Raw genomic sequence first — 12,714 nt, forward strand, 5'->3', positions numbered from 1 at the left:
TGTATCAATATTATTTACTTCATGATGTTGCCTGCACTTTTAGACTAGACTTTTTCCCATGAAGAAAAAAGTAAATAATCAAACAAATAAATGCTGCAAAGCCGCTATATAAATACAGTTGATCATAATGAATAAAGTCTAAAGCTTTACCAATAAAATAAGGTCCAAAGCCTAGACCAGCATCTAAAAATATAAAGAATGTTGATGTTGCAAAGCCCATGCGTTCCAAAGAGGCACTTTTTACAGCAATAGTTTGGCAAACAGATTGGATATTGCCATAACCGAAACCAAGTAGACTTGCACAAATTAAAAGCATTGTTGATGTTTGTGCAAAACTTAATAAAATTAAAGCAACTCCCATGATAATAAAAGCAGGATAAATAATGATATTTTCTCCTTTACGATCCATGAGAGGACCAGTAAAAGGGCGAGAAATCAAAATTGCGATCGCATACATTAAGAAAAAGAAAGAAGCTGCTTGTACTAAATTAAGTTCTTTTGCATAAAAGTTAATAAAAGATAAAACACCTGAATAGCAGATTGCTGCTAAAAGCATAATAATGGATATCGGTAAGGCATTTATTTCAATGAAACGTGAAATAAATTTTGGCTTTGGTGTATTTAATTTATCTGAAATTTGGACTTTTGACGCATGAGGTAACTGGGGAATTTGTATAAAACAAGCAACGATTAAACAACTAACAGAAATTAATGTTGAAAGTAAAAAGATAGCGTTATAACTTAAGTTAAACATCATCCATATAGCTAAAAAAGGGCCAATGGCTGTACCAAGTGTACTACTCATACTGTAATAGCCAATTCCTTCACCTCTTCGTGTGGGAGGAAGAATTTGAGCAATAATTGTACCAAGGACTGAAGATGCTACGCCCATCATAAAGCCATGTGTAAAGCGCACGAAGAGTAGCATACCCAAATCTAGTGGTAAAAAGTAAAGTGCTGAGAAAAGAAGAAAGCCAGACAGACCAAGAATTAATGTAGTTTTACGACCGAATTTTTCTAAAAATTGACCGACTAATAGTCGACCAATTAATGTTCCAACGATAAATAAGCCAGAGACTAAACCCGCATGTGCAGTTGTTGCATTTAATTCAGCAACAGCATAACCCACAATAACAACAACTAATAAATAGAAAATAAGAACTAATTGAAAATTAATGGCACTGACAAGAATAAAGTTTCTTGTCCATAAGGGGGCTTGATCAGTCATGAATACTACCTGATTTCGAGGTTTCTAATTTACATGTTAATTCCAATAAAAAATTATTAGTTTGATCGATTAATATGGGATCAAATTCTTTTATGAGTTGTTCTTCTAATTGATCTACAAGTTTATAACACTTTTCAAATAACTCTTCACCGTATGGGCTAAGTGTTAATTTTTTCTGACGTTTATCTTCAGTTTCAATTTGTTGTAGTACATTAAGTTGCATTAATACTTGTATACGTTTTGCAATAGAAGGTTTAGAAACATTTAAATATTCAGCGATTTGAATAGAAGTACAACCCCCATGTATATTGATTGTGTATAGCACTTGCCATAAAGAATAATTAAGCTGATGAGGAAGTAATAGTACATTAATCTCATCACTCATCATTCTTGCACAACGAAGCAATAATGAGCGGAATTTGATGGGGGTGTTCACTATAGTTAACCTGGCTAACTAATAAATATTGGAACTTTACTCCAATCTTTTATCTGAAACAAGGCTTTGGATATAAAATATTTATTAGAATAGCCTAAGCAATATTGTATTTTATTCAAAGAAGTCCAACATTTTTATTCAATTTAAAATAAAAAATAAGTTAAGATATTTATGCATCTAATATTTTAATTGAGCATTATTTATGTCACAAAAAGGTCAAAAATTATCACCGTTACAAGAACTTATTGCAGAGCAAAAATTATTATGTGAAGAAGTTGGATCTGCTTACATAGAAGTTAAAGGTGATGATGTTGTTGCAGTTGCTGTGCATACATTAAATCAAGATCCAATTGTAGGTATTAGAAAACCAGTTGAAACAGAAGAAAACGTAAGTTGGTATATTTATGGTGGAGAATTACAAGAGGGTGAAGACTTTTTTGAAACAATGACTGTAAAAAAACTTCAAGATATTATTCCAGAAGTTCTTCCATATTTAGCTTTAGATATTGGTTATCGCTTTATGATTGATGGTGATGATTATGAAGATGTTTGGAAAGAAGGTGAAGAATAAATTGAATTAAAAAGATGATCATCTACTTTATTATTTTGGTTTAAATCGCTGTCGATTTTTTCAAAATGAAAAAGTAGATCGATTATTTATTTTCTTTAGGGTTTTGAAAGTGGATGTATAAAAAAAGATAAGTGATATATAAAATTTTAATTACTTAAAATAGATATTTAAACTTCAAACATATGTTATATATCCAATAATAATAACTATTCATGATACGACAAATAAATTCATAAGAAAAAATTGCTTTAATCGCATAAATCCCTACGAAATATTCAACAAAACAAGGTATCATAAGGCGTTTTAAAATTTGACCTTGGAGAGCCTTAAGTGGATCGACCGACTATTAGTCCTGAACATTTGCAGGAAGCTGCTGAAAATTTAACAACCATTCGTGATTTTATTCGTTTTGGTGTTTCGGCATTACGTCAATACGATGCGCATTTAGGTCAAGGTACTGAAGATTATTTTGCTGAAAGTTCAGCATTAGTTTTACAGACTTTATCTTTAGATTGGAATGCTGATTCTGAAATTTTAGATGCCAAATTATTACCAAGTGAAGTAGCTGAATTTTTAAGCTTGTTAGAACGTCGCATTAATGAAAAAGTACCAACTTCATATTTGCTAAATTTAGCATATTTCTTTGGTAAACCTTTTTATGTTGATGAACGTGTTCTTATTCCGCGCTCACCAATTGCTGAATTAATTGAAAATCGTTTTGCGCCATATTGCTTAGGTGAAAATGGTGAAAAGGGCGCGGCAGTTAATAATTTACCTGAAAATCCCGCACCTAAAACACCACAGCGTATTTTAGATATGTGCACAGGTTCTGGCTGTATTGCTATTGCTTTAGCTTATGCATTTCCAGATGCTGAAGTTGATGCAACTGATTTATCTAAAGAAGCATTAGAAGTTGCGCAAATTAATTGTGAACATCATAACAAGCAATATCAAATTGCATTGCTTGAATCTGATCTATTTGAAAAAATTCCTGCAGAAAATCAATATGATTTAATCGTATCGAACCCACCTTATGTGGATGCAGAAGATATGGCAGATTTACCTGAAGAATTCCATCACGAACCAGAAATGGCATTGGCTGCTGGGCAAGATGGTTTAGATTTAGTACGTAAAATGCTCGCACAAGCTGCCGATTATTTAACTGAAGATGGCTTAATTGTTATTGAAGTTGGAAACTCAGAGTGGGCAATGCGTCAAAACTTTCATACGGTAGATTTCTACTGGTTACAATTCCAAAAAGGTGGAACAGGCATTTTTGCATTAACAGCAGAACAATGCCGTAAATTCCGCGATTTATTCATTCAATCTGTTCAAGCATAAAGGAGTCGTTGGACATGGCAGGCAATAGTATAGGGCAACTCTTCCGTGTAACGACTTGTGGTGAATCTCATGGTGTTGGTTTAATGGCCATTATTGATGGGGTTCCACCAGGAATTGAATTGTCTGAAGCAGATTTACAAAAAGATTTAGATCGCCGTAAACCAGGCACATCTAAATTTGCAACTCAGCGTAAAGAACCTGATGAAGTTGAAATTATTTCTGGTGTTTTTGAGGGTAAAACAACAGGAACTTCAATTGGTTTATTGATTCGTAATACAGACCAAAAATCGAAAGATTATGGAAATATTGCGCAAACTTTTAGACCTGGTCATGCTGACTATACTTATACTCAAAAGTATGGTTTCCGTGATTATCGTGGTGGTGGTCGCTCAAGTGCTCGTGAAACTGCAATGCGTGTAGCTGCGGGTGCAATTGCGAAAAAATATCTGTTTGAAAAATTTGGCATAGTTATTCGTGGTCATGTGACTCAAATTGGTACAGAAAAAGCAGAGAAATTGGATTGGAATGAAGTTCCAAACAATCCATTTTTCTGTGGTGATGTTGATGCAGTTCCGCGTTTTGAAGCTTTAGTTACCTCTTTACGTGAGCAAGGAACAAGCTGTGGTGCGAAACTTGAAATTATTGCTGAAAAAGTACCTGTAGGATGGGGTGAACCAGTATTTGATCGTTTAGATGCTGATATTGCTCATGCGATGATGTCGATCAATGCCGTCAAAGGCGTTGAAATTGGTGATGGTTTTGCTGTCGCAGAGCAATTTGGACATGAAACACGTGATGAATTAACAACAGATGGTTTTTTAGCGAATCATGCAGGTGGTATTTTAGGAGGTATTTCAAGTGGTCAAGACATTCGTGTTGCGATTGCGTTGAAACCAACAGCTTCTATTACAACGCCTGGTAAAACGATTAATCTTCAACGTGAAGATACAGATGTATTAACCAAAGGTCGTCATGATCCTTGTGTTGGAGTGAGAGCAACACCAATTGCTGAAGCTATGCTTGCAATTGTGTTAATGGATCATTTTATGCGTCAACGTGCACAAAATGCTGATGTAGTCGCTCCATTTTCACCTATTTAATTTTATTGAGCTTAATAAAAAACCAGACAAGTGTCTGGTTTTTTATGTACTATAAATACTTAATCATAAGATTTAGAATTTATAACCAACTCCAACTACAAAGGAATTTAATTTTTGTTTTTTATTGCCATATTCAATATTTGTTCCTTCATATCCAACATCAATTAAAAAGCTAGGAGTTACATTTATTTGTGCTCCAGCACCATAAGCTAATGCATTAGTCCTTTTTGTTTTTGTAGCAGTTGATGATGCTCTATTATATTGGTTTAAGGTAGAGACTGTAGCTTTAGCTTTAGCATTATGAATACCTAATCCAAGTGTACCGTATAAATTAATATACTCATTAACTCTATAAGTTGGACCAATCAATAGAGAAGAATATTGATGTTTATATTCAGAATTGACTTTTAAACTACCTAAAACAGTGCCATGAGTAGTAAACTGAGCATTTTGTGTTTCTGCTTTCATATAGGTTGCAGAAGTTATGAGCCCCCATTGATTATCAAATTCATGAGAATATTTAAGATTAAATCCTTTTAACGTATCTGCTTTAGCAAATTTGCCTTGTGAATATCCTAAAGAAACTGAATTACTTGCAAATACTGTTGATGAAATACAAGAAGCAAGGGCGATAATAATTAAATTTTTCATAATATTCTTTCATTAATTGAGTTGTGGTGTTTTAAATTTATTTAAACTATAAATTTTGTGGGATTCTATATTTATAAATTTTATTGGTATGTTGAATTTATTTTAATAGGTTTGTTTTAGTGTTTATTATTAATGAATTGTGAGTATTATTAATTTGTGTAATAATAATATTTTATCTTTTATGATTTTTATTAAGTGATTTTTTTGGGATAAATATAAAATAGATTTAATTATTAATGTTTTTATTTTGAATATACTGATGATGTATTATATTTCTTTTATAAATCAAAAAACAATCTATCTTTGACTATTTTGTTTAGATTAATGAATAGTGGTTGTTATTATAAATTATTGATATTTATTTGATTATTTTATTTTTTTGCAATATTTTGTGCTCCATATAACCTAATTAATTTATTAACTTTTTCTGTAAGATTAATAGATCAAGATACCTAATTTATTTTAGTTTGATCAAGAAAATATTGTATTGTGGTTGATTTGTTTGTATAAGATTAATGGTTTTTTATGATTTTATTTTTATTTTTATTTTAATGAAATGGTATTTATGTTTTAAGTTTTGATTAATGTGATTGTTGCTTTTTGTAGTGGGTTTTTAGGTTTAAATTGGTTTTTTAAGTGAATTAAAATAATTTATCATATTTTAAATATTTTGTATCTTATTTTGCATTTTTTTATTTTTATAAAAAAAGAGCACTTTAATAAAGTGCTCTTTTTTATTTATTAAGTTAAGCAATAAACCAAGTATAGTATCCCCAGATCATTAAAGGCCATGCAATCCACGGACTAAATAGCCATTTCCAGAGCCAAAATCTTGGTTGAAAGCCGACACCATGAATAAATCCACCAGAGATACCAATCATGATAAGCATCATGGCACTATGACTATATTCTCCATTTGAATTTAACATTGCAGATGGATGAACCAGTAAAACAGCTGCTAAAGGAAAGGCAAGTAAACATGAAATAAACATTCCATATTTATTTGGCTTTTTTTCTTCTGAATTTGAATTTATTGTGATGTCAGTCATTTCCTTATTCCTCATCAAGATCTTGATGATTTTCAATGTATAGTGCGCTTAGAACACCAGCAAAGCACGCCATTAATACACCGAGAATCCATGTAAAATACCACATAATTTATTCTCCCCAACAATACCTTAGTAAAGGCTATGTGAATTTTCTTCAATATGTTTATTGGTAATAACACCCCACATTTTGTAGTAACACCAAAATGTGTATGCCAATATGATTGGAACAAAAATACACGCAGCAACTGTCATTACTGTCAAAGTATTCTGGCTAGAAACAGCATCCCACATTGTTAAGCTCGATACAGGATCAATACTTGAAGGCATAAGGAATGGGAATAATGAGAATCCAGCCGTTAAAATTGTACCTACAATTGCTAAAGATGAACCTAAGAATGTAAGTCCTGCTTTTACTTTACTAGCTGAAGCAATCACAATAAGTGAACCTAATATTGCAACAACAGGAGCAGCGATTGTAATTGGGTAAAGGGTATAGTTATTCATCCAACCTGGATTGGCATTTGTAATCACTTCTTTTGCCAGTGGATTTGCGATACCGTTAATATCGAATGGCTGTTGCAAGGTATAACCTTGAATTCCACCAAAGTATAACCATGCACCAGCAGCTAAGAAGCAAATTAAATATACAACACCCATCAGTTGAGCAGCTTTCGATGCCCGTTTTTTTAATTCACCATCAGTTCTTAACATTAACCATGCACCACCATGAGCACATAGCATAGATAAACTGACAATACCGCAAATTAAGGCAAATGGATTAAGTAGCGCAAAGAAACTACCTTCATAGAAAGAACGCAATGTTGAGTCTAGGTGAAATGGAACACCTAAGAACATATTGCCGAAAGCAACGCCAAATACTAATGCTGGTACTGCACCACCAATAGCAAGACCACAATCCCATGAATTACGCCATTTTGTATTTTCAAGTTTAGATCGGTAATCAAATCCAACAGGTCGTAAAAACAAGGCGAATAGGACTAATAATAAGGCCCAATACATTCCAGAGAATGCTGTTGCATAAACTAAAGGCCATGCAGCAAATAGGGCACCACCAGCTGTGATAAACCAAACTTGGTTACCATCCCAGTGAGGTGCAATGGTATTGATTGCCGCACGGCGCTCTTCATCTGTTTTACCAACAAAAGGCATAAGTGCCATAGAGCCCATGTCGAAACCATCAGTTAATGCAAAACCTATAAGGAGAACACCAACCAATACCCACCAAATTATTTTGAGAATTTCATATTCGATCATGATTGAGACTCCTCATTTACCTTTTTAGCAGCTTCAAGTTTCTCGAAGTGGTATTTCCCAGTATGAAGAGAACTTGGTCCAAGGCGTGAGAATTTGATCATTAAATACAATTCAATGACAAGTAAAACGGTATAGAACAATGCTAATGCAGTGATAGAACCAATAACATCAGCTTCACTTAAACTAGAAGCAGAAAGATATGTTGGTAATACTTCACCAATAGTCCAAGGTTGACGACCTACTTCAGCAACATACCAACCTGTTTGAGCAGCAAGCCATGGAAGTGGCAAAGAGAATAGAGCAAACTTTAATAACCACGGTTTATTTTCTGCATTACGTTTAGCAACAGCATAAGCAGCTAAAACGAATAGAAGAAGCATTAAAAAGCCAGAGAACACCATGATACGGAATGCGTAGAATAATGTTGGAACATCAGGAATACTGTCTTTTGCAGCAGCCTTAATTTGCTCTTCATTTGCATCTACAACATTTGTTGTGTATTTCTTCAGAAGCAAGCCATAACCTAAATCTTTTTGAGACTCAGAAAATGCTGCTTTAAGTTCAGGAGACTGATCGCCTGCACGTAGTTTTTCTAAGTGATCATAAGCAATCATACCATTACGGATACGTTGTTCATGAAGTGTGATCAGATCTTTTACACCTAAAATTGGGGTATCTGTTGATCGAGTAGCAATAATACCTAATACATAAGGAATTTTAATTGCATAATTGGTTGTCATGGTATCGCTATCAGGGAAACCAATGAGCGTAATAGATGCAGGAGGTGGTTGAGTATCCCACTCAGCTTCAATTGCAGCAAGTTTGGATTTTTGTACATCACCTACTTCATACCCAGATTCATCACCCAAAAGAATTACAGAGCATGTAGAAGCTAGACCAAAAATAGCAGCAATTGCGAAAGAGCGGCGAGCAAATGGTAAATCACGTTTTTTCAATAAATAGAAACTTGAAATAGCGAGAACAAAAATTGCACCTGTTACATAACCTGCCGAAACAGTATGTACAAATTTAACTTGAGCAACGGGGTTGAAAAGTAATTGACCAAAGTCAACCAACTCCATACGCATAGTTTCATAGTTAAATACAGAACCGACAGGGTTATTCATCCAGCCATTTGCAATCAAGATCCATAGAGCTGACATATTCGAGCCAATAGCTACGAGCCATGTCACACATAAATGTTGAACTTTAGATAAGCGATCCCAACCAAAGAAGAATAAACCAATAAAAGTTGATTCTAAGAAAAAGGCCATCAGACCTTCAATGGCTAAAGGTGCTCCAAAAATATCACCTACATAATGTGAATAATATGCCCAGTTAGTACCAAACTGAAACTCCATGGTTAAACCTGTAGTTACCCCTAGAGCAAAGTTAATACCAAATAGTTTTCCCCAGAATTTGGTCATGTCTTTATAAATTTCTTTACCAGAAATCACATATGTGGTTTCCATAATGGCAAGTATAAAAGCAAGACCTAAAGTGAGTGGAACAAAAATAAAGTGATACATCGCAGTCATTGCAAACTGGAACCGCGATAAATCGACCACGCTTTCAGAAATCATCAACGTGTCTCCTTGTTTATGGAATTGTCACCAGCAATACGCTCGGCAACTTGATTATCAAAATTTTTAGGAATCGTTGGTTCGGTAAACCAAATATTTTTTATGACAAGTAAAATAATAACTTTGATAATTAAAATAGCTATTATTTCACGGGTAATTCGCTTGTTAAAATCCGTTCGTTTTGAGCTCATACGCTTAAGCCATATTTTAAAAATATGATTTATATTATTGATAATTTAGAAAAAAAAAGAAATAGATGCTATGGTTTAAATGGTAAAATAAATTTTAAATTATATATATCAGTGGGTTATGGTTAAAATTGATAATAAAGTAATCAAATTTCAAATGTTGACTAAAATGCTTGGTGGTGAATTTTTATAATGTGTACTAAAATAATTTCCCTTTTTATATTTAAGTTGAAATTAACTATTAATAATAATTAAAAGAATATTAAATAATATTTAAGGTTCACATTTTTTTATATAGTATTATTTTGATATTGAGTCTCATTTAGTTTTTATTAATTCAATTTAATAAAAACTTAATAGGAGGTTTTTGTAAATAAAAATGACTAATTTGTAGCTAAATAAAAAATTTAAATTACGTAATATTACACAACAAAGTGGTGAGGAAAAATCTATAAAATGATAGTTTTATTTTCTTTAGATTTTCTTTAAAATATTTTTTTTAAAAAATATGAATAAAAAATAAAAGATAAAAAATTAGGAGTATTAATTTTTTTTATAGATATAAAAATCATACAAAAATATATTTTTAAATAAATTTAACATAAAGTATTGAATTGTAATGTTAATTTTATTTTTCTGTTTAAAATAAATATATTATATAAGAATCGTTCTTATTATATGTTTTTATTAATTTTTAATCTTGGAAAAGATGATTCGATTTTGAAATTCTTTTCGCAATATAATGTGATTTTTGCTGTTTGATTAAAATAATCTGTGAGTGTAGTTCTAGCTCACCAAATTCTGGCTCAACTTGTATATAATGCAACTGACCAAATTCATCTCTTACTCGAGCTTGGGCGGAAGAACCAGGGCGAGCATTACCACTAGAAATTGTCGCTAAGCGACCAATAAGAACAAAATTTTTCCGCTTAACTTTAGGTTTAATAACTTGATCAAGGCAGTGAATCATAAAAACTGTAAAAAATACAGCAATGATAAGAACCGGAATGAAAATGTAATATGCAGGAACAAATGTATGAAATTTTGCAAAAATTATAAATTCAATGACATAACCAGCGACGCTAAAATTTAATAATAAAAAGATAATAATGAGTAGTTTTGAAAATTTGACATTAATCAGCGGAGAGCTTGTCAAATAATGTGGAAAAAATGATTTAAAAAAGGAGCTAGGTTTAATATTGAAATAGTAGCCAATGGTTTCCACTACGCTAAGCAAAATAAGAATGATTAAACTTACGTGAAAAGGAATTAAGTTCGAATCAAGAAGGAATTGCTGCATAGGGGAAACCTTTGAATTTAAAATTTAATCTATAAGGTAAATACCGCCATCAGAATGCACTTCTATATCCACTTTTTCAAGTGATTGCCCCTGACAAGGTCCAGAAAAACATTCGCCTGTTTCAACAAAGAATAAAGCACCATGAGTAGAACATTCGATATATTCTTGATCTCGATCTAAGAATTGATTTTCTAGAAATTCAAGTTCAACTTGTAAGTGTGGACATAAATTTTGGTATGCAAAAAAACGTCCATCACGTTGAGTGATGAAAATGGTATCTCCATCTGGTGTTTCAAATGAGCGTGCTTCACGCTCAGGAACATCAGTGGTATCACAAATCTTAAACATTAAATTGATTCCTGCTGATAGCGTTGAAATAATTCTACATATTCAGGTATATCTAGACGAGCACCAAATTTAGAAACGACTTCACTTGAAATGAGAACAGCTAGTTCAGCGGCTTGTGTAAAACTCATTCCTGAGTTTAAGGCATATAAAAATGCACCTGCAAATGCATCTCCAGCACCATTTGTATCAACTGCATTTACTTGACGACCTGGAACAGTAAAAGTGTTATTTTTAGTTGCAATTAAAGCACCTTTTTCACTCAATGTAATGACAATGTATTTACTTAGTAATTTCAACTTAGTTAAAGCATCATCTAAATGATCAGTTTCTGTATACATTAATGCTTCTTGCTGATTACAAAATAATAGATCAACACCATCATCAATTAGCTCATTTAAGCCTTCACGTGCATATTGAACCATTGCAGGATCTGACAAAGTTAAAGCAATTTTAACTTGATTTTCTTTAGCAATTTCACGAGCTTGTTTTACAGCAATACGAGCTGTTTCACTTGTTGATAAATAACCTTCAATATATAACCACTGAGCTGTTTTTAAAGGTTCAAAGTTAATTTCTTGATCACTTAATTCAGCAGTAATCCCCAAATAGGTATGCATTGTACGTTCAGAGTCATCGCTCACAAGAACCATACATGTACCTGTTACACCTTCACTAATAGATTGTTGAGAAGTTTCAATACCTGCATCATTTAGACCTTTAAGATAAATTTCTCCAAGATCATCATTTCCTACACGACAGCCATAAAATGCAGATCCACCTAAAGCACTAAATGCAACTGTTGTATTTGCAGCTGAACCACCAGAGGTCTGACCTTTATAATTTTGAGTTTTGAGTAAGTTGTTGTATAAATTTGCTTGTGTTTCACCATCTGAAAGCTGCATAGTGCCTTTTTGCAGGTTTTGTTGAGTTAAGAAGTCATCTGAAACTTTGAATTCTTGGTCAATTAATGCATTACCAATTGCAAAAAGATCAACTGTAGCCATGTTTTTTGAATCACATTAAAAATAAGATGTTAAGTTTACACGAATGCTCAGCTTAGCAGTAGTTTCATGAATATAATTCAACATTTTTGAATCGCTTATTCAGAAATACTAAGGATAAATGGCGGATGTGGATTAGGAACTGTCAATGAATATAGAAATTAAAGAAGTAATCACATTACCTGAGTCAATTGTAGAGCTTGAAAATGAAGCAAATAAAGAAGGCTTTGTACTTGTTTCACGGATGATAGAAGAATTTAAAAGTGGGAAGAATCGATTTGATCGCCCTGGGGAATTTTTACTTACCGCTCATGATGGAGATAAGTTAATTGCATGCGGTGGCTTAAACCAGCAGTGGAATGAAAATGATGTAGAGCCTAGAATTGGTCGTGTAAGACGCTTTTATGTATTGCCAGAATATAGTAAGCATGGTGTAGGTAAACAGTTATTACAATATTTGGAAAAAAAGGCAATTCAGGACTTCTCAGCTTTATGTTTGCATACAGATACACATCCAGCGGCGAATTTTTATCAGAAAATGAATTATGTTTTTGTTGGGAATCATCCAAATTATAACTATTTCAAATATCTAATTTAAAATTTTCATTTATATAAATGAGGATTTTATTGATTTACTCGGGAT

15 protein-coding genes are annotated in these 12,714 nt (G+C 32.6%); 4 read left to right on the forward strand and 11 right to left on the reverse strand.

Annotated features, from left to right (window positions below; translation table 11 throughout):
• Positions 1 to 19: 19 nt before the first annotated feature.
• Both AOY20_RS11090 and AOY20_RS11095 read right to left on the reverse strand, forming a co-directional pair.
• Positions 20 to 1,228: an MFS transporter gene (locus AOY20_RS11090; RefSeq protein ID WP_054581919.1), complete on the reverse strand. Its 1,209-nt coding sequence runs from the start codon at positions 1,226 to 1,228 to the stop codon at positions 20 to 22.
• Positions 1,221 to 1,613, reverse strand: a complete 393-nt coding sequence (locus tag AOY20_RS11095; protein WP_054582595.1) for a MarR family transcriptional regulator — start codon at positions 1,611 to 1,613, stop codon at positions 1,221 to 1,223. The genes AOY20_RS11090 and AOY20_RS11095 overlap by 8 nt, the downstream gene beginning before the upstream one ends.
• 253 nt (positions 1,614 to 1,866) lie before the next feature.
• Here AOY20_RS11095 and AOY20_RS11100 point away from each other — a divergent pair, with 253 nt between their 5' ends.
• From AOY20_RS11100 to aroC, 3 genes are all read left to right on the forward strand, one after another.
• The gene (locus AOY20_RS11100; protein WP_054581920.1) at positions 1,867 to 2,235 is read left to right on the forward strand and encodes an immunity protein Imm33 domain-containing protein; all 369 of its coding nucleotides are present in this window, start codon (positions 1,867 to 1,869) and stop codon (positions 2,233 to 2,235) included.
• A gap of 330 nt (positions 2,236 to 2,565) precedes the next feature.
• On the forward strand, positions 2,566 to 3,576 hold the full coding sequence (prmB, locus tag AOY20_RS11105; protein WP_054581921.1) for a 50S ribosomal protein L3 N(5)-glutamine methyltransferase: 1,011 nt from the start codon (positions 2,566 to 2,568) through the stop codon (positions 3,574 to 3,576).
• A gap of 14 nt (positions 3,577 to 3,590) precedes the next feature.
• Positions 3,591 to 4,676 (forward strand): chorismate synthase, encoded by a 1,086-nt coding sequence (gene aroC, locus AOY20_RS11110; protein ID WP_054581922.1) that lies wholly within the window; start codon positions 3,591 to 3,593, stop codon positions 4,674 to 4,676.
• A 72-nt stretch (positions 4,677 to 4,748) separates the two neighbouring features.
• Here the strand turns inward: aroC and AOY20_RS11115 are convergent, their stop codons facing one another.
• From AOY20_RS11115 to AOY20_RS11150, 9 genes are all read right to left on the reverse strand, one after another.
• Positions 4,749 to 5,327: an Ail/Lom family outer membrane beta-barrel protein gene (locus tag AOY20_RS11115; RefSeq protein ID WP_054581923.1), complete on the reverse strand. Its 579-nt coding sequence runs from the start codon at positions 5,325 to 5,327 to the stop codon at positions 4,749 to 4,751.
• Between the two features lie 746 nt (positions 5,328 to 6,073).
• Entirely contained in the window at positions 6,074 to 6,376 is a 303-nt protein-coding gene (locus AOY20_RS11120; protein WP_054581924.1) for a cyd operon YbgE family protein, read from the reverse strand.
• Between the two features lie 4 nt (positions 6,377 to 6,380).
• On the reverse strand, positions 6,381 to 6,482 hold the full coding sequence (gene cydX, locus AOY20_RS14550; protein ID WP_081403391.1) for a cytochrome bd-I oxidase subunit CydX: 102 nt from the start codon (positions 6,480 to 6,482) through the stop codon (positions 6,381 to 6,383).
• A gap of 23 nt (positions 6,483 to 6,505) precedes the next feature.
• A complete protein-coding gene (cydB, locus tag AOY20_RS11125) occupies positions 6,506 to 7,651 on the reverse strand; it encodes a cytochrome d ubiquinol oxidase subunit II (protein ID WP_054581925.1) in 1,146 nt (381 codons plus the stop codon).
• Complete coding sequence (locus tag AOY20_RS11130) at positions 7,648 to 9,234, reverse strand: cytochrome ubiquinol oxidase subunit I (RefSeq protein ID WP_054581926.1); 1,587 nt, start codon at positions 9,232 to 9,234, stop codon at positions 7,648 to 7,650. The genes cydB and AOY20_RS11130 overlap by 4 nt, the downstream gene beginning before the upstream one ends.
• Complete coding sequence (cydP, locus tag AOY20_RS11135; protein ID WP_054581927.1) at positions 9,234 to 9,425, reverse strand: cytochrome oxidase putative small subunit CydP; 192 nt, start codon at positions 9,423 to 9,425, stop codon at positions 9,234 to 9,236. The genes AOY20_RS11130 and cydP overlap by 1 nt, the downstream gene beginning before the upstream one ends.
• 691 nt (positions 9,426 to 10,116) lie before the next feature.
• Positions 10,117 to 10,722 (reverse strand): OB-fold-containig protein, encoded by a 606-nt coding sequence (locus AOY20_RS11140; RefSeq protein ID WP_054581928.1) that lies wholly within the window; start codon positions 10,720 to 10,722, stop codon positions 10,117 to 10,119.
• 24 nt (positions 10,723 to 10,746) lie between these two features.
• The gene (locus AOY20_RS11145; protein ID WP_054581929.1) at positions 10,747 to 11,070 is read right to left on the reverse strand and encodes a Rieske (2Fe-2S) protein; all 324 of its coding nucleotides are present in this window, start codon (positions 11,068 to 11,070) and stop codon (positions 10,747 to 10,749) included.
• Positions 11,070 to 12,074 (reverse strand): adenosine kinase, encoded by a 1,005-nt coding sequence (locus AOY20_RS11150; RefSeq protein ID WP_054581930.1) that lies wholly within the window; start codon positions 12,072 to 12,074, stop codon positions 11,070 to 11,072. The genes AOY20_RS11145 and AOY20_RS11150 overlap by 1 nt, the downstream gene beginning before the upstream one ends.
• A gap of 145 nt (positions 12,075 to 12,219) precedes the next feature.
• Here AOY20_RS11150 and AOY20_RS11155 point away from each other — a divergent pair, with 145 nt between their 5' ends.
• On the forward strand, positions 12,220 to 12,669 hold the full coding sequence (locus tag AOY20_RS11155; protein ID WP_054581931.1) for a GNAT family N-acetyltransferase: 450 nt from the start codon (positions 12,220 to 12,222) through the stop codon (positions 12,667 to 12,669).
• The last annotated feature ends 45 nt before the right edge of the window (positions 12,670 to 12,714 follow it).

Origin of the sequence: Acinetobacter equi (assembly GCF_001307195.1) — a bacterium.
GTDB lineage: Bacteria > Pseudomonadota > Gammaproteobacteria > Pseudomonadales > Moraxellaceae > Acinetobacter > Acinetobacter equi.